18 protein-coding genes are annotated in these 16980 nt (G+C 44.5%); 14 read left to right on the top strand and 4 right to left on the bottom strand.

Annotated features, from left to right (window positions below):
• Positions 1-4: 4 nt before the first annotated feature.
• Positions 5-925, bottom strand: coding sequence for a DMT family transporter (locus tag ACY3LV_RS04485; RefSeq protein ID WP_333561307.1), 921 nt, complete (start codon positions 923-925; stop codon positions 5-7).
• Entirely contained in the window at positions 922-1749 is an 828-nt protein-coding gene (locus tag ACY3LV_RS04480; RefSeq protein WP_464863447.1) for an AraC family ligand binding domain-containing protein, read from the bottom strand. The genes ACY3LV_RS04485 and ACY3LV_RS04480 overlap by 4 nt, the downstream gene beginning before the upstream one ends.
• A 287-nt stretch (positions 1750-2036) precedes the next feature.
• On the opposite strand from ACY3LV_RS04480, the gene purT reads away from it, so the two are divergent.
• The 11 genes from purT to trhO all read left to right on the top strand — a co-directional run bounded on the left by purT (position 2037) and on the right by trhO (position 11629).
• The gene (purT, locus tag ACY3LV_RS04475) at positions 2037-3191 is read left to right on the top strand and encodes a phosphoribosylglycinamide formyltransferase 2 (RefSeq protein WP_464863446.1); all 1155 of its coding nucleotides are present in this window, start codon (positions 2037-2039) and stop codon (positions 3189-3191) included.
• 143 nt (positions 3192-3334) lie between these two features.
• Positions 3335-4273, top strand: a complete 939-nt coding sequence (mpr, locus tag ACY3LV_RS04470; protein ID WP_148962853.1) for an extracellular metalloprotease Mpr — start codon at positions 3335-3337, stop codon at positions 4271-4273.
• The gene (locus ACY3LV_RS04465; RefSeq protein WP_148962854.1) at positions 4236-4634 is read left to right on the top strand and encodes a YbfJ family protein; all 399 of its coding nucleotides are present in this window, start codon (positions 4236-4238) and stop codon (positions 4632-4634) included. The genes mpr and ACY3LV_RS04465 overlap by 38 nt, the downstream gene beginning before the upstream one ends.
• Positions 4635-4808: 174 nt before the next feature.
• Entirely contained in the window at positions 4809-5693 is an 885-nt protein-coding gene (locus ACY3LV_RS04460) for an alpha/beta hydrolase (protein WP_333561304.1), read from the top strand.
• A 199-nt stretch (positions 5694-5892) separates the two neighbouring features.
• Positions 5893-6426, top strand: a complete 534-nt coding sequence (gene pssA, locus ACY3LV_RS04455; RefSeq protein ID WP_333561303.1) for a CDP-diacylglycerol--serine O-phosphatidyltransferase — start codon at positions 5893-5895, stop codon at positions 6424-6426.
• Positions 6417-6905, top strand: a complete 489-nt coding sequence (locus ACY3LV_RS04450) for a DedA family protein (protein WP_148962857.1) — start codon at positions 6417-6419, stop codon at positions 6903-6905. The genes pssA and ACY3LV_RS04450 overlap by 10 nt, the downstream gene beginning before the upstream one ends.
• Entirely contained in the window at positions 6898-7689 is a 792-nt protein-coding gene (locus ACY3LV_RS04445) for a phosphatidylserine decarboxylase (RefSeq protein WP_333561302.1), read from the top strand. Before ACY3LV_RS04450 ends, ACY3LV_RS04445 begins: the two co-directional genes overlap by 8 nt.
• Before the next feature lie 54 nt (positions 7690-7743).
• Complete coding sequence (locus ACY3LV_RS04440; protein ID WP_333561301.1) at positions 7744-8034, top strand: hypothetical protein; 291 nt, start codon at positions 7744-7746, stop codon at positions 8032-8034.
• A gap of 92 nt (positions 8035-8126) precedes the next feature.
• Entirely contained in the window at positions 8127-9467 is a 1341-nt protein-coding gene (locus ACY3LV_RS04435; RefSeq protein WP_464863445.1) for an erythromycin esterase family protein, read from the top strand.
• Positions 9468-9573: 106 nt separating this feature from the next.
• Positions 9574-10461 (top strand): AraC family transcriptional regulator, encoded by an 888-nt coding sequence (locus ACY3LV_RS04430; RefSeq protein WP_333561298.1) that lies wholly within the window; start codon positions 9574-9576, stop codon positions 10459-10461.
• Between the two features lie 199 nt (positions 10462-10660).
• Complete coding sequence (gene trhO, locus ACY3LV_RS04425) at positions 10661-11629, top strand: oxygen-dependent tRNA uridine(34) hydroxylase TrhO (protein WP_148962862.1); 969 nt, start codon at positions 10661-10663, stop codon at positions 11627-11629.
• A 140-nt stretch (positions 11630-11769) separates the two neighbouring features.
• On the opposite strand, the gene ptsG is transcribed toward trhO, so the two are convergent.
• Together ptsG and nagB are read right to left on the bottom strand one after the other, a co-directional pair.
• The gene (gene ptsG / locus ACY3LV_RS04420) at positions 11770-13665 is read right to left on the bottom strand and encodes a glucose-specific PTS transporter subunit IIBC (protein ID WP_148962863.1); all 1896 of its coding nucleotides are present in this window, start codon (positions 13663-13665) and stop codon (positions 11770-11772) included.
• Between the two features lie 20 nt (positions 13666-13685).
• Entirely contained in the window at positions 13686-14435 is a 750-nt protein-coding gene (nagB, locus tag ACY3LV_RS04415; RefSeq protein WP_464863444.1) for a glucosamine-6-phosphate deaminase, read from the bottom strand.
• 217 nt (positions 14436-14652) lie between these two features.
• Between nagB and gamR the strand changes: the two genes are divergently transcribed.
• From gamR to ACY3LV_RS04400, 3 genes are all read left to right on the top strand, one after another.
• Positions 14653-15360, top strand: coding sequence for a transcriptional regulator GamR (gene gamR, locus ACY3LV_RS04410; protein ID WP_087991803.1), 708 nt, complete (start codon positions 14653-14655; stop codon positions 15358-15360).
• 56 nt (positions 15361-15416) lie between these two features.
• Positions 15417-15692: a DUF1648 domain-containing protein gene (locus ACY3LV_RS04405; RefSeq protein WP_148962865.1), complete on the top strand. Its 276-nt coding sequence runs from the start codon at positions 15417-15419 to the stop codon at positions 15690-15692.
• A gap of 209 nt (positions 15693-15901) precedes the next feature.
• Positions 15902-16969: a branched-chain amino acid aminotransferase gene (locus tag ACY3LV_RS04400; protein ID WP_333561296.1), complete on the top strand. Its 1068-nt coding sequence runs from the start codon at positions 15902-15904 to the stop codon at positions 16967-16969.
• Positions 16970-16980: the final 11 nt, after the last annotated feature.

The following is a 16980-nucleotide window of genomic DNA, read 5'->3' as shown; positions in this document are numbered from 1 at the left end:
GCCGTTAAGCATCCATATGACATCCGTTCTCCACCAGCTTCGCTTTCGGTTTCAGCTCTGAAATGTAGAGGCCTAAAAGTGTAAGCGCACCTCCTGCGAGAGCGATCCAGGTCATGTTTTCGTGCAGGATCAGGATGGAAGCGGCGATTGTGATGACTGGGACCATGTAAATATACGCGCTGGATTTGACGGCGCCGAGCACGCCGACTGAGTAATTCCATGTGGCAAAGCACAGGGCGGAAGCGCCGATGCCGAGGAAGAGCATGTTGAGTACATTTGAAGCAGATGAAAATCGGCTCAGGTCAAAATGAAAATCGAACAAAAATAAAGCGGGAACCATAAACAACAAACCGTACAAAAAAACTCTCTGTGTCAGCTCGATGATATGAAAGTCGTAAGCGCTTAATTTTTTCATGAATATCGAATAGCCTCCAAACACGATAGCGGCCCCGATTGCCATGATGTCACCGAACGGATTCAGCCGCAGTACGACATTGCCATTGAACGTAATCAATAAAAGCCCGATCAGTGCCGCCCCAAAACCAATGAAAAAAGTCAGCCGCAGTTTTTCGCCTTCAAGCAGAAAGTGAGCCAGTACAGCCGTGATCATCGGGATAATGGATACGATCATGCCGACATTTGAAGCGTATGTATACGTAAGGGCTATATTTTCTAATAAAAAGTAAAGTGTTACACCAAATAAACCTGCCCCGGCAAATAACAGCTCCTGCCGCCAGTTTTTGAACGGTATCATTTTGGGACGTACGAGAATAAGAGCAATAAAGCCCATCAAAAACCGGTAAAATAATATTTCCATTGGCGTAAAGTCAGTCAGCAGAACCTTTGTCGAAATAAAGGTCGTTCCCCAAACCAGAATGGTCGCAATGGCTGCGGTATGTCCGGCCGTTTCTCTTTGTGTGCTCATCTTTGAAGCTCCTTTTCAAAAATCTTCATGTATTTCTTCGGCGTCAGGCCCACCTGCCGTTTGAAAAACTTCGTCATATGGCTTTGATCGCTGAATCCTGTCTGAAAAGCCGCATCAATCGGTCTGACCCCTTGTTCAAGGAGTTTTTTCGCTTGGTTAATCCGGATTGTCTCCAGGTAACTATTAGGCGTAATTCCTTTTTGGTTTGTAAATGAACGCAATAAATGATATTTGCTCCAGCCTGTTAATTCACTCAAATCATTGAGCATGACGTTCTCGGCATAATGCTCTTCTAAAAATTCGCAAACCATTTTGACCTCGTCGGACGGTTCGGGAATGCTGCTGAGGAACGTGACGTCAGAATAACGGCGGATCAGCTCTTCCAGCAGGTGAAGAAACAGCTCTTCCTTGCGCAAAGCCTGCTTTTCTCTGGATATCAACATATGCAATTCCTGCAGGCTGGCTGTCAGCTCGTGGCGGAATAACACATGCTGGGAGAAATACGGGAGATGTCCTGTGCCAGTAATCTCTTCCACCGCCTTCTCCATGACATCTGGCATCACATTGATACACCGATAATCAAGCGTCCGCCCGTCAATCTGCTCACAGCTATGCGTGTCACGGGGGTTAAAGAGGAGAAGATCACCTGGATTGATGACGTATTCTTGACCCTGACAGGCCAGATACCGCTGCCCTTTTTCAATAAAGCCAATCACATAATAATCGTGAAAGTGGTTCGGGAATTTTTGCATAATCCCCTTAAAGCGGTAGGCTTCTATATGAAGGTGCGGGTCAAGCTGCAGTGTGCGTGTTTCGTTTTGCATGGGATGCCTCCTGTCGATGTGGTGGTCTTGGATTAAGTGTAGCATGATTTTTGGGGATTTCTTGTATGATGTTGCTGTTTGAAATAGAGAAAGCAGACCGTGATTGGTCTGCTTTCGTATAAGAATCTAAAGATTTTTATTCCTCGATAATAGCTTTATTTGCACAATACTTGTGGATATTTTCTAATGAGGCAAATTAAGATCTTCTTATTTTGTCTTTTTTAATAAAAATTTATTTTTCGAATATTTCAGTTATAATGATTGGGAAACAGATAGGAGGGGCAGAGATGTACCAATCGAAGAAGGTTTTGTTGTTAGGTTCAGGTGAGTTAGGAAAAGAGGTAGTGATTGAAGCACAGCGTCTTGGGGTGCATACGGTGGCGGTAGACAGTTATGAGCATGCTCCGGCGATGCAGGTCGCGCATAACAGCTATGTCGTTGATATGCTGGATAGGGAGCAGGTCAGAACCATCATTGAGAAAGAAAAGCCGGATTTGATTGTACCTGAGGTTGAGGCGATCGCGACGGATGAATTACTGAAGCTTGAAGAGGAAGGATTTCACGTCATCCCGAATGCGCGTGCGGCGAAGCTGACGATGGATCGGGAAGGCATCAGGCGGCTTGCGGCGGAAACGCTCGGGCTTGCGACGGCTGGCTATGAATTTGCGAATACATATGAAGAATTTGTACAAGCGGCAGCTCAGATCGGCTTCCCTTGTGTCGTTAAACCATTGATGAGCTCTTCTGGAAAAGGTCAAAGCGTGTGCCGCTCTGAAGCGGATCTAGAGAGCTGCTGGGAGACGGCGATGGAAGGCGGACGGGTGAAAAACGGGCGCGTGATTGTTGAGGAGTTTATTCCATTCGAATCAGAAATTACGCTCTTAACCGTACGTGCGGTCAACGGGACGACATTTTGCGAGCCGATCGGCCATGTGCAAAAGGACGGAGACTATATCGAATCATGGCAGCCGCATCATATGACAGAGCAGCAAAAGGTAGAAGCGAAGCATATTGCGAAAGCCATTACGGATGAGCTTGGCGGATACGGTCTGTTTGGCGTTGAGCTGTTCCTTGCGAAAGATAAAGTGTATTTCAGTGAGGTATCTCCTCGTCCGCATGATACGGGTCTTGTCACACTGGTGACGCAAAATTTGTCAGAATTCGCGCTGCATGTCCGGGCGATTCTCGGTTTTCCGATTACAGAAATCACCCAGCTTTCTCCTGGCGCCAGCCGGCCCCTCAAAGCACCGGAAGAATCAGCGGACTACACTGTTGAAGGCCTGGAAAACGCGCTGGCAATACCGAAGACACAAGTTCGCGTCTTTGGCAAGCCGATAACGAAAGCCGGACGCCGTATGGCGGTTGCGCTTTCTGGGGCAGATACAGTCGAAACAGCGAGAGAGAACGCAAAGAAAGCGTTGGATCAGCTATCTATAAAGTAGAGTTTAAGCGGGCCTTTGTCATGTACAAGGCCTGTTTTTTCATCCTCCATAAAAGTTTTATCATAAGAATCAGAAATGTGATTATAATGTAAAAGTCTTCCATGTATAAGAGTGGTTGACACAAAGGGAGGGAGATGGCTAGAATGAAATTAGTTTCAACATTCAGAAAAAGATGGTTCGCTGGTTTAACGGTTTTATGTTTGGCATTGGCAGCAGCGGTATCTTTCGGCGCACCGGCCAAAGCGGCAGAGAATCCGCAAACTTCTGTTTCCAATACCGGTAAAGAAGCTGATGCCACGAAAAATCAACCATCAAAAGAAGAACAGGTTTCCGCCCCTTATGAAGGAACCGGGAAAACAAGTAAATCGTTATACGGCAGCACGGAACTGGCAAAAGACATTCAAGCCTTACAGCCTTCAAGTATCATCGGAACCGATGAACGCACCAGAATCTCCAGTACTACTTCTTTTCCTTACAGAGCAACTGTTCAACTTTCAATCAAGTATCCCAACACTTCAAGCACTTATGGATGTACCGGATTTTTAGTCAATGCGAATACTGTCGTAACGGCTGGACATTGTGTGTACAGCCAGGATCACGGATGGGCTTCAACGATAACAGCCGCGCCGGGCCGCAATGGTTCGTCATATCCGTATGGAACTTATTCTGGCACGATGTTTTACTCCGTCAAAGGATGGACGGATAGCAAAAATACCAATTATGATTACGGAGCTGTTAAATTAAACGGTTCTCCTGGAAACACGGTTGGCTGGTACGGCTACCGGACAACAAACAGCAGCAGTCCCGTGGGTCTTTCCTCGTCAGTGACAGGATTCCCGTGTGACAAAACATTTGGCACGATGTGGTCTGGTACAAAGCCGATTCGATCCGCTGAAACGTATAAGCTGACCTATACAACTGATACGTACGGCTGCCAAAGCGGCTCGCCTGTGTATCGAAACTACAGTGATACAGGACAGACAGCTATTGCGATTCACACGAACGGGGGATCGTCATATAACTTGGGAACAAGGGTGACGAACGATGTATTCAATAATATTCAATATTGGGCAAATCAATAAATACAGCAAATTAGCTATTTTCATGTCTATTTTGTTTTTATGCGGATGCAGTTCACAGACGCATTCTGCTCAGAAAGAAACCGCTATACCTGTCACTCTTCATGTGGAGGATGCCAAGGGGCTGCCAGTTGAAGGGGTTCAAGTGACGATTGTCGAAGCGCCAACCTCAGACCAAGAGCCGAGTATAGAGATTGGCGAGATACTTGGTAAAACAGACAAAAATGGGGACATCAAATGGGATACAGGCAAAAAAGGTGACTACTCAGTCGCATTGACGAAGGGTGAAAAATCAGTAACCCATCACATCTCATTAACTGAGGATAAAAAAGATAAGGTCATTCCATTAGTTTTCAAAGAATAGGCGGTTTCCTTGATTTCAAGGAAACGGCCTTTTTTTATCACAGAAAGCCAAACTATATATATATACTGGAAATTTATAATATGAGATAATCATAAATAGGTATTTTTTCTTACGAGACAAAAGGGGCATTATCCTTGATTTTTATATCAATCAACCCGGAGGAAAAAGAAGAAAATGACACAATATTCGATGCAGCCTGCCGCGGCTGAAAGCAGTCTTAGCTTTTACCAGGCATATGATCAAAGCCTTTCTTTGTGGCCGATTGAGTCGGAAGCATTCTATGTTTCTACTCGTTATGGAAAAACGCATATCATTGCAAGTGGGCCAAAGGACGCACCTTCGCTCGTTTTGCTTCACAGGGGGCTCTTCAGCTCTCTTATGTGGTATCCGAATATCGCGGCGTGGAGCAGTCAATATCGTACATATGCGGTCGATATAATAGGAGACAAAAACAAAAGTATACCATCAGCTGCTCTGGATACGAGAGCAGATTGCGCAGAATGGCTGAAAGACGTCTTAGATTCGCTTGAACTTGAGACCGCACACTTGGCAGGCCTCTCGCTGGGGGGTTCCCATATCGTGAATTTTTTGCTCCAAGCGCCTGAAAGAGTAGAGCGGGCGGTTGTGATGAGTCCTGCTGAAGCATTTATTTCATTTCATCCAGATGTCTATAAATTTGCTGCGGGTCTTACGGGGGCAAGAGGGGCTGAGGCCTATATCGAGTGGATCACGGCTAGCCGTTATGATCTGCATCCTGCGCTGCAAAGACAAATTGTGGCGGGTGTGGAATGGCAGGATGAACAAAGAAGCCTGAAACCGACAGAAAAAGGCTTTCCGTACGTGTTCACAGACCGGGAATTGAAATCGATTGCGGTCCCGATGCTGCTGATGTTCGGTGAGCACGAGGTCATGTGCCATCAGCAAATGGCTTTAGAGCGGGCTTCAATATTGGTGCCGGGAATTCAGGCTGAAATCGTGAAGAACGCCGGGCATCTGTTATCTCTAGAGCAGCCAGAGTACGTCAATCAACGAGTCTTGTCCTTTTTGAGCGGAGAATAAAATTGTCAGAAACATGAAAAGAATGGCATTCATTGTTCAAAAGGTAACAAATGTTGTATAATAATAGAATTTGAATGCTGCTTTTTGCAGGGCATTTTATGTTATCATGCTTAATAGAGAAAATTTTTCCTGTAACGCTATTCGATCCATAACGTCGAATAATGATAGATGGTTTTACAATTGGAGGTTTGGTTACACTGTGAATTATATCCCCTGTATGATTACGATAGGAAATTTTATTTGCGGACTGCTGGCGATTCATTCCTTGTTATATCACAATATTCATTCAGCAGTGCTCTTCATTTTCACCGGCATGCTTCTCGATCTTTTTGACGGGATGGCTGCACGTAAGCTGAATGCCGTTTCGGATATGGGAAGAGAGCTGGATTCGTTTGCCGACCTAGTGACGTTTGGCGTGGCTCCTTCAATGCTTGCTTACAGTGTCGCATTATACTCTCTTCCATTTATCGGGATTTTATGCGCATTGACGTACAGCATTTGCGGAATGCTTCGCCTCTCTAAATTTAACATTGAACAAAGTAAGCTTCCGACATTTATCGGAATGCCGATTCCATTTGCGGGCATGTGTCTTGTGATTCTCAGCTTTACCTATAACCCGATCCTGCTGGCGATCGGCACTTGCGGACTTTCATATTTAATGGTGAGCAAAATTAAATTTCCTCATTTTAAAAAACACGCGGCAGAAAACTTGGAGTCCGGGAGATGGAATTAGTTCAGCAGCTCATAGCGGATTACGGTTATCTCGCTATTTTTTTGATGCTCGTATTAGGGATTGTTGGATTGCCGATACCGGATGAAGTGATGATGACTGTCGTGGGCTACTTTACGCATACGGACGTGCTGAATTATGAGTTTTCGATATTCATCAGTTTTGTCGGGGCTTTGTCAGGCATGCTGATCAGCTACATGATCGGCAGAAAAGCCGGTCGCCCATTTATCGACAAGTACGGCAAGTGGGTCGGATTAAAAGAAAAGAGAATGATGAAAGTGGAAAAATGGATGAAGAAATACGGTCCATATTCGCTTATTTTAGGTTATTTCATACCCGGCGTCAGACATATGACGTGCTACTTTTCGGGAATCGGCAAAATGGAGCTGAAAACGTATATTGCGTTTGCGGCAATCGGCGCCTTTTTATGGTGCTTTATTTTTATTACAATCGGAAGGGTTATAGGGATTATTCATGTTTAACACAGCTGTAAAGATTCTGTATCGTTCATTGATAGAGCTGACGAATCATCGTTTGTCATCCTATCTGATTAAAGGATTTTGCGAGTCTAAAATCAGCAAACCGGTCATTCCGCTTTTCTCAAAGCATTTCAAGCTAAATTGGGATGATGTTGACGGTACGGCCGCTGATTATGGTTCGCTTTCCGAATTGTTCATTCGACATATTAATCTGGAGCGGCGCCCTGTTTCAAAAGAGTTGCAGGCGGTGGTCAGCCCTGTTGACGGTGTGGTTCAGACGGTGGGAAAAATCAACCCGAATCAAACCTTTACGGTAAAGGGGAAAGATTATTCATTCGCTGAGCTGACCGGCTGTAAACGCGCGGACCATCAATACAACGGCGGTTACTTCGTCGTGCTGTATCTAAGCCCGCGGCATTATCACCGTTTCCATTCCCCAATCAGCTGCAGGTATCAAAAGCTGGCCGAGCTCGGAAATCGTTCATACCCGGTAAATCAATTAGGGTTAAAATACGGAAAAGATGTGCTGTCGAAAAATTATCGCTTTGTATACGAGCTGAATGGCGGCAGTCGAAGTGTCCTGATGATTCCTGTCGGCGCGTTGAATATTAACTCTATCGTGCAGACGAGTACCCGGGATGAGCTGAAGATTGGCGAGGAGCTGGGATACTTTTCATTCGGCTCAACCGTCATTTTGATTTTTGAAAAAGACGCGTTCAAGCCGGCCGCCAATTTAACAGAAGGCCAGGAAGTCCAAGTCGGAGAACTGATAGGTTACGAAGAGTAAAAAGAGGGGCTTGTCTAAACGAAGCGCCTCTTTTTTTGGAAGGAAGTGAGACTCATGGAGAAACAAATCGCCAGCTGGATCACAGATTATCAGAAAACCGGAGATGAAGCCGTCCTGAGGAAAGTGCGGGAGGCGTGTTGGCCGATCGTTGAATTGATTCTGCAAGAAATGGCAACGGATGAGGCACTAGCGAGCGACCTGCACAAGAAAGGAATCGAGCGGTTTCCGTTTATCATCAGCAAATACCAAGCGGATGTGCAGCTTCCAGTAGAAACATTTTTACGTAATACGTATCGGTTTTACTTTCAGCAGGTGATGAGAGAATCCAGTGAAAGCTTCTTTTAATAGAGAAGCTTTTTTTGTCGGCAGGAAAAGGAAACTTTTTCTATATCTATCTCGTAACTACTAGAGAACCTTGCAGAAAAGGAGAGATAGAATTGAAACGAATGATAGTGAAAACGGCTCTGCCGTTGCTGATTGTCTGTCTGGTGTTTTCTTCTTTTTCAGCCTCAGCCCGTGCTGCTTCTGAAGAAAAACATTGGGAGCGCTGGATTGAACGACATGCGCGTTCACTGGATTCTTCCGATGCTTCAAACAAAGACCTTCGCTTTCTGAAGAAGGTGCTGAAGGGAAAACGAATCGTTCAGTTAGGGGAAACCACACACGGCGCTGGTGAAATCAATGCAACAAAGGTCCGCATGATCAAATACCTCCATGAAGAATTAGGATATGATGTTTTGGCATTCGAGTCCGGATTTTCGGATACAAATACATCCTACCTTAATATGGGCCAATCCACCTCTAAGAGCACGATGAAAAACTCCATTTACGCCGTTTGGCACACAGAAGATGTTCTTGCCCTGTTTGATTACATGAAAGAGCAAAAAGAGAAAGGCGATCCGCTTATCTTGACCGGTTTTGATATTCAAAGCCTTAAAGATTCATTTAATGATAATGCGAATCAATGGGTGAAGGCGGTGAACCCGGAAAAAGCTGAGCTGCTTTCCCAATCAGAAAACGATTTTTTAGAATTGGTGACTGGCAGTAGCACCTTTGAGGAATTTACGCAAAAGAAGGAAGTGCTGGTGAAAAACTACGGTGAGCTTATTCAATTCGCAGAAACACATGCATCGAAGTTAAAAGCACAACTACCGAAAGAGCCGAAAGCTTATGAGATGTTTATGCATTCTCTCCAGCTGCGAATTGACGTAATGGAAACGTATATGCCTCAAGAAATGAAACAAAAGCTAGAGGATTATCCGGAGAATTTAGAGGAGTTTCCTTTCGTTTTAAGAGACCGCATGATGGCTGAACAATTTCAGTGGGTAGCGGAAACCCTTTATCCGAAAAAGAAAATCATTGTCTGGGGCCACAATTACCATCTCCGCAAACAGAATACGAAAATGATTAAGGATATGACACAGGCGAACACTCCTAATATGGGTGATTATTTGCCGGAGCGGCTGAAAAAACAAACATATACGATTGGCATTTATGCATATTCAGGCGCCAGTCTTGATAGCTCAGACAATAAGACCGTTACGCCGGTCACAAGCCCGCCGCCGACTGGAAGTCTCGAAGCTTTGCTGAAGGCTGCGGACCATCCAGCTGTGTTTGTTGATTTTCTCCATACAAAAAACAAGAAAGGCACTTCGTGGATGTATACCCCGCGGACAGCACTCTATTGGGGGTTCATGGAAGAGCGGATGATCCTAAAGGAACAATATGACGGTGTCATTTGGCTGGAGCATATCACGCCATCTGTCATTATCAAGTGAGCGGCGTCCCCTGGGTAAACAGGGGATTTTTACATATCGCAAAAATCATCAAAACATATAAGCCGTGATCCATTATTCTAAAAAAGAAAGGAGATTGAAGCGTGCAATGTACTATGAAAAAGCTGTCCAGAAAACGATTGATTGGATTGAATCACATTTACATGAGCAAATATCAAATGAGGATATTGTAAACGTTTCAGGCTTTTCAAAATTCCATTTTCATCGGATTTTTCAAAAAGAAGTCGGCATGTCGGTTGCTTCTTATATTCGGTTAAGGCGTCTTGCGAATGCAGCGGCAGCTTTGCTTTATACAGATCTTCGTATTATTGATATTGCTTTGCATTATCAGTTTGAATCTCAAGAAGCATTTACGAGGACGTTCAAAAAGCTGTATCACATGCCGCCTGGCGCATATCGAACATTTATGAAGCGTTTTACTTCAAAAAAGGAGGAATCTTACATGGAGAAAAAAATGAAGGGCTGGGTTTTGAGCGGGAGCCATCCGTTCCAATTCGAAATGGGAGTTGACCGGGAAAATGTACATCAGGGAAAAGCTTCAGGGTATTTAAAATCAATGATGGTGCAGGATATCGGTGAATTTGCGACGATGATGCAGCAATTTAAAGCAGATCGCTATCTAGGAAAAAGGCTTCGTCTATCAAGTTTTATCAAAACAAAAGAAGTGCAGCATTTCGCCTCGCTTTGGATGCGGGTTGACAGTGCTGCTGATGATGTTCTCCAATTTGACAATATGAGCAACAGACCTATTACCGGAACGACCAATTGGAATCATTATGCTATTGTTTTAGATGTCCCTGAAAATAGCGCTGTGATATCCTTTGGTGTCCAATTATCTGGGCCGGGTCAGGTGTGGATGGATCATGTTGTTTTTGAAGAGGTAGATGAGAGCGTTCCTTCAACAAACCTTGAAATGCCGGGAGAACTTTTAGATGAACCGGTAAATTTATCTTTTGAAGAGGAACTACAAAAATAGTTTTCAGATAACTATTGTTATTAGTAAGTTAATGGAAAATACTATTCACTATTAATGAACCCTTGTGCCGCATGGGTTTGTAAGAGCTTGGATATTTTTATCAGTCTGTGCGGATATGTTCATCTTTGCGGCATTTTCCTGTATGATATAGTAAGAGTGTGCATAGCAACTAACTATAATTGAACAGGGTGTTTAAATCATGGAAAAACAATACAGAGTATTACTTTACTATAAATATGTTCCGATTGAAGATCCAGAGGCGTTTAGAGAGCAGCATTTGGCTTTTTGTAAGGAGCTTGGTTTGTTAGGCCGTATTCTTGTTTCTTCTGAAGGAATTAACGGTACGGTATCAGGTACGGTTGAACAGACTGAAAAATATATGCAAACAATGAAAGCTGATCCTCGTTTTGCGGATATGGTATTTAAAATTGATGAAGAAGAGGACCATGCGTTCAAAAAAATCTTCGTCCGTCATAAAAAAGAGCTTGTGACGCTTCGTCTTGAAGATGATGTGGATCCGAATCAAACAACAGGACAGCATTTGAAGCCTGCAGAATTTTTTGAGAAAATGCAGGATCCCAACACAATTGTGCTCGACGCGCGTAACGACTACGAGTATGATCTTGGCCATTTCAGAGGTGCTGTCCGTCCTGACATCGAAGCCTTCCGTGAATTGCCTGAGTGGATTGAAGAAAACAAAGAGCTGCTTGAAGGCAAACAGATTTTAACGTACTGCACGGGCGGCGTGCGCTGTGAAAAATTCTCAGGATGGCTGATGCAGCAAGGTTTTGAAGATGTATCACAGCTTGACGGCGGAATCGTGACATACGGAAAAGATCCTGAGGTGCAAGGTAAGCTTTGGGACGGCCAGTGCTACGTTTTTGATGAAAGAATCAGCGTGCCTGTCAACCGTGTCGAGCATGTGGTTGTCGGAAAAGACTGCTTTACAGGTGAACCGTGTGAGCGTTATGTGAACTGCGCAAATCCATCATGCAACAAAAAAATGATATGCACACCGGAAAATGAGTATAAGTATATGCGCAGCTGCAGCCACGAATGCCGCACGAACTCAAGAAACCTGTATGTCAAAGAGCACAATATGACAGAAGAAGAAGTCATCGCAAGACTGGCAGCGATTGAAAAAGAAGATCACGCTGCTGCTGAATAATAGAAAGAACACCTTGTATTCAAGGTATTCTCAGATGTTGACAAAATCCTAAAACATTTCGTTTCGGGATTTTGTCCTTTTTTATTTTGGCGGTGATGTTTTCATGTGCCAACGAAAACATCACCAGCAGGAGGGATTTTTTACTTTATTTGAATGTGCTTCATATCTTCTTCAGATGCATTTGTGAAAATGACCGGGGTTACAGCTGAAGCGGCATGCTGTTTGATGGTATCAAGATCAAATGTGAGAAGCAGTTCGCCTTGTGTGACAGCTTGTCCGCTCGTGACATGTGCTTCGAAGCTTTCCCCGTTTAATTTGACCGTATCAATGCCGACATGAATCAGGATTTCAATGCCGCCGGCGCTCATAAAGCCGATGGCGTGCTTCGTCGGAAAAATGGAGACGATTTCGCCGTCTGCTGGGGCAATGACTTTTCCTTCCGATGGATCAATCGCAAACCCCTCGCCCATCATTTTTTCTGAAAAAACTGGATCAGGCACGTCCGTTAAAGAGACTATTTCTCCTTTGAGCGGATAAATAAAGGATTCGTCAGAAGCGGGAATCTGCTGTACGACAGTTTCCGCATCCAGCGCGGCGGCTGTATCAGGCACGCCACCGGCCATGATCGTTTTGATGTCGTCTTTTAAGGCGTCGGATTTTGTTCCGAATATCGCTTGGAAGTTGTTGTTGACTTCCAGCACACCTACTGCGCCAAGCCGTTTTAATTCATCCTTGCTGACTTGGTTTGGCTGATGAACGGTCACACGGAGCCTTGTAATACACGCATCCAAGTTGGCGATATTTTGCTGTCCGCCTAAGGCCTGCAGCACATGAAAGGCAAGCTGGTCTTTTGCAACAGGCGCTTTTGCCTCATTCTGATCGGCTTCATCTGTTTCACGGCCCGGCGTTTTTAAATTCCATTTCAAAATCGCAAATCGGAACAAATAATAATATATGAAAGCAAATACGATCCCGACAGGAATGACAACCCAGCCGTTTGTCGACAGTCCGTAGTTTAAGACGTAGTCAATTCCGCCGCCTGAGAACGTATAGCCATGGCGGACATGGAATAAATCACAAACGACAAAGATGACGCCGGCGAGAATAGAGTTAATCAAATAGAGCACGGGCGCAACGAACAAGAAAGAAAATTCAACCGGCTCTGTAATGCCTGTCAGCATAGATGTGAGCGCCGCAGAAATCATCACGCCGGAGATCATTTTCTTCTTTTCCGGATGCGCGGTATGGATAATGGCAAGTGCAATTGCCGGCAGACAGAAAATCATGTAAGGGAAATCTCCCATCATAAAGCGCCCGGCTGTCGGATCTCCCGCGAAAAACCTTGTCAGATCGCCGGTTATGGTATTTCCTGTTGACGGGTCTGTGTATTCTCCCATCATAAAATAGAAAGGTGTATAAAAAATATGATGCAGGCCAAAAGGAATCAGCAAGCGATAGATCGTTGCATAAAAGAACAGGCCGACCGTTGAATCGGCAATTAAACTGCTGGCAGCGTTAATCCCGTTTTGGATCAGCGGCCATACCAATGAGAAAATGACGCCGATCACCAATGAACTGATGGAAGTGATAATTGGGACAAACCGTTTTCCTGAAAAAAATCCAAGGACAGGATGCAGTTCAATTGTTGAAAAACGCTTATATAAATAGGCGGCAAGAAGCCCGATGATGATTCCTCCGAATACGCCCATATCAATCAGGTGCTCCGCTCCTTCATACGGAGGCTGAAGGCCAAGTAATTTCCCCATGTTGTCGAGGGTAACGGTTAAAATGAAATATCCGATGACAGCGGCAAGTCCGGCTACACCTTCGCCGGCGGCTAAACCGATCGCGACCCCCACGGCGAAAATCAACGGCAGGTTATCGAATACAACACCGCCCGCATCCTTTATAATAGGGATATTCAGTAAATCCTTGTCACCGAAACGGAGCAAAAGACCGGCTGCCGGCAGGACGGCAACCGGGGTCATCAATGCACGGCCAAGCTGCTGCAGAATTTGAAATGCCTTTTTAAACATGACAATCTCCTTTTATTGTTTTATGAGTAGGATGTATTCTTTAATTTGCTGGCTGCTTTTTGATCTGTGATAACGGTTACATGATTGTGTTTTTGAAGAATGGAGGCCGGTACATCTGTCGTGACAGGGCCTTCAGCCATCTTTTGAATAGCATCTGCTTTTTCCTCGCCGCTCGCTAAAAGAACAATATGTTTGCTGAATTTGATGATGGTTTTAATGCCCATTGAAATCGCGAGTCTCGGCACCAGCACAGGATCACCGCCGAAGAATCTGGCATTTGCCTGTATCGTGCTTTCTGACAGCTTAACAACTCGTGTTCGACCCTCAACATCAGAACCCGGTTCATTAAAACCGATGTGGCCGTTGGCGCCGATGCCGAGAATTTGAACATCAATGCCTCCCGACTGACGGATGAGATCCTCGTAGATCATACATTCAGCCTCAAGCTGCGGAGTGTCTCCTTGCGGGATATGGATATGGTCAGGCTGCATATTGATATGCTGAAAAAGCTGATCGTGCATAAAATAGTTATAACTTTGCGGATGAGATGGAGAGAGGCCTGCATATTCATCCAAATTAAATGTAGTAACCTTTGAAAAATCAATTTCGCCTGATTGATAGTCTGAAATCAGCTGCTTGTACAAGCCGACCGGCGTGCTTCCTGTTGCCAGGCCGAGAACGGCATCTTTCTTTGCCTGTACATGTTCTTTGATTATGTTAGCACTTAACTTACAGAGTTCTTCGTAATGCTCGGCGACAATAATTTTCATGCGACACCCCCAAAGAGATAGACAAGCACCATATTTGTTACAATCAATTTATAATAGTTGTCATTACGAATTTAGCACCATAATCATTAAAGTGTCAATATAAATTTCTGAAAATTTGTTATAAAAGAAAGATACAAATCTTTCATCATTATGAGATTAAGTGGTATGATGGTCTCAATCAAAAAGAACGGTTTGCATACAGGATGGGGAGAATGAAATGACAGCTTTATATTCTGTTATCAAGTTTAAAATCATTGAATTAATTAAGTCGGGCAAATATCAGGCGAATGATCAGCTGCCGACGGAGAGCGAGTTTTGCGAACAATATGATGTCAGCAGAACAACTGTGAGATTGGCTCTGCAGCAGCTTGAGCTTGAGGGATATATTAAACGGATTCAAGGAAAAGGAACATTTGTATCGGCGGCAAAAATACAAACGCCGATTCCGCATCAGATTACGAGCTTTGCAGAACAAATGAGAGGCCTGCGTTCTGAATCAAAAGTGCTTGAACTCGTGGTGATCCCTGCTGATCACTCCATTGCCGAGCTTTTGAAAATGAAAGAGAATGAACCTGTCAATAAGCTTGTCAGAGTCAGATATGCCGAGGGGGAACCTTTGCAGTATCACACCTCATATATTCCATGGAAAGCGGCACCTGGTCTGGCTCCGGAAGAGTGCACCGGCTCGCTTTTTGAACTGTTAAGGACAAAATACAATATTGAAATCAGCAGGGGCACGGAATCGATCGAACCGATTTTAACCGATGAAACGATCAGCGGCCACTTATTAACCAATGTGGGAGCACCGGCGTTTTTAGCAGAATCCCTCACCTATGATAAAAATGAAGAAGTAGTGGAATATGCGCAAATTATTACGCGGGGAGATCGAACGAAATTCACCGTAGAACAGTCATATCATTCATAAAGCAATGCGTATGAAAGAAAACGCCTGATGGTTATGAAGAAAGGAATGGTGGTTCTATGTTTCTATTGACGAATGGAAAAGCGCTGTGGGGGTCTGTGATTGCTGCTTTCGTCATTTCAATGGTGTTTTATCCGTTTCTTCCGGCGGAGATGCCGATTCATTATGATGGTACAAACAGCCCGGATTTGACAGTGAACAAGCTGGCGGGGACAGTGATACTGCCTGTCATGATGTTGGTGTTCGCATGGGCGCAGAAGATCAATTGGCAATTTGTGATCGCGGTGTATATTTTGCTGATTTGCCATATTGCCGTCCTGTATTTAGCAGTCTAAAATCAGACAGCCGGAATGAATCTGGCTGTTTTTCTTTTATTTTTTCTTCATTTGACAATGGATGTGGTGTATAATAGCTGATGATCATAAAGAATATTCTGAAATTTATAGATTAAAGCGGCGTATAATCAAAGAAGCGGCTAAAGTTTTTGCAGCTTTAAAAAGACTGAATATTTAAACAACTACGATGTGAAAGGTGTGCTAACAGATTGAATAAGCTTATCGAACGAGAAAAAATTGTATTTCATAAGGCAAAGCCTGACCCGTCATTCTTGGAATTTGGGAAATATTTTACTGATTATATGTTTGTGATGGATTATGAAGAGGGAATGGGCTGGCGCCATCCTAGAATAACGCCGTACGCGCCGCTTACGCTTGATCCTTCTTCATCTGTCTTTCATTACGGCCAGGCTGTTTTTGAAGGATTAAAAGCGTACAGAACAGAAGATGGCAGAGTGCTGCTGTTCAGGCCGGACCAAAATATCAAACGGCTGAACAGATCATGTGAGCGCATGAGTATGCCTCTTTTAGACGAAGAGCTTGTGCTTGAGGCATTGACGCAATTAATTGAGCTGGAGAAAGATTGGGTTCCAAAGGAAAAGGGGACGTCACTGTATATTCGTCCCTTTATCATCGCCACAGAACCGAGTCTCGGGGTGAAGGCATCCAAAACCTATACATTTATGATCGTGCTTTCACCTGTCGGCTCATACTATGGCGATCAGCTGAAGCCGGTGAAAATCTACGTCGAAGATGAGTACGTGCGGGCGGTAAATGGCGGAGTCGGATGTGCAAAAACGTCGGGAAACTACGCCGCCAGCCTTGAAGCGCAGCGAAAAGCGAATGAGCGGGGCTATGACCAGGTGCTGTGGCTGGACGCCATTGAAAAGAAATACGTGGAAGAAGTAGGGAGCATGAACATCTTTTTTGTCATGAACGGGGAAGCTGTCACACCGGCTTTAAACGGGAGTATTTTAAGCGGGATTACACGCGCGTCTGCGATTGAACTGATTCGCAGCTGGGGCATTCCGGTTCGTGAAGAGAGAATTTCGATTGATGAGATTTATGCGGCCTCTGCGCGCGGGGAATTGACAGAGGTCTTCGGCACGGGCACGGCAGCCGTCGTAACGCCTGTCGGTGAACTCAATATTCGTGGAAAAACGGTGATTGTAGGTGACGGACAAATCGGGGACATCTCGAAAAAATTGTATGAAACGATAACAGATATTCAGCTTGGCAAAGTGAAAGGGCCGTGCAACTGGACAGTGGAAGTCTAAAGATCGAAAAA

This window comes from Bacillus sp. 11C (assembly GCF_055486375.1).
This window is presented reverse-complemented; position numbering and strand designations above follow the sequence as displayed.

Bases quoted from the DNA above. Each gene is read 5' to 3' on its own strand.
- ACY3LV_RS04485 (WP_333561307.1), bottom strand. From the start codon at position 925: ATGAGCACACAAAGAGAAACGGCCGGACATACCGCAGCCATTGCGACC.
- ACY3LV_RS04480 (WP_464863447.1), bottom strand. From the start codon at position 1,749: ATGCAAAACGAAACACGCACACTGCAGCTTGACCCGCACCTTCATATA.
- purT (WP_464863446.1), top strand. From the start codon at position 2,037: ATGTACCAATCGAAGAAGGTTTTGTTGTTAGGTTCAGGTGAGTTAGGA.
- mpr (WP_148962853.1), top strand. From the start codon at position 3,335: ATGAAATTAGTTTCAACATTCAGAAAAAGATGGTTCGCTGGTTTAACG.
- ACY3LV_RS04465 (WP_148962854.1), top strand. From the start codon at position 4,236: ATGTATTCAATAATATTCAATATTGGGCAAATCAATAAATACAGCAAA.
- ACY3LV_RS04460 (WP_333561304.1), top strand. From the start codon at position 4,809: ATGACACAATATTCGATGCAGCCTGCCGCGGCTGAAAGCAGTCTTAGC.
- ACY3LV_RS04450 (WP_148962857.1), top strand. From the start codon at position 6,417: ATGGAATTAGTTCAGCAGCTCATAGCGGATTACGGTTATCTCGCTATT.
- ACY3LV_RS04445 (WP_333561302.1), top strand. From the start codon at position 6,898: ATGTTTAACACAGCTGTAAAGATTCTGTATCGTTCATTGATAGAGCTG.
- ACY3LV_RS04440 (WP_333561301.1), top strand. From the start codon at position 7,744: ATGGAGAAACAAATCGCCAGCTGGATCACAGATTATCAGAAAACCGGA.
- ACY3LV_RS04430 (WP_333561298.1), top strand. From the start codon at position 9,574: ATGTACTATGAAAAAGCTGTCCAGAAAACGATTGATTGGATTGAATCA.
- trhO (WP_148962862.1), top strand. From the start codon at position 10,661: ATGGAAAAACAATACAGAGTATTACTTTACTATAAATATGTTCCGATT.
- ptsG (WP_148962863.1), bottom strand. From the start codon at position 13,665: ATGTTTAAAAAGGCATTTCAAATTCTGCAGCAGCTTGGCCGTGCATTG.
- nagB (WP_464863444.1), bottom strand. From the start codon at position 14,435: ATGAAAATTATTGTCGCCGAGCATTACGAAGAACTCTGTAAGTTAAGT.
- gamR (WP_087991803.1), top strand. From the start codon at position 14,653: ATGACAGCTTTATATTCTGTTATCAAGTTTAAAATCATTGAATTAATT.
- ACY3LV_RS04405 (WP_148962865.1), top strand. From the start codon at position 15,417: ATGTTTCTATTGACGAATGGAAAAGCGCTGTGGGGGTCTGTGATTGCT.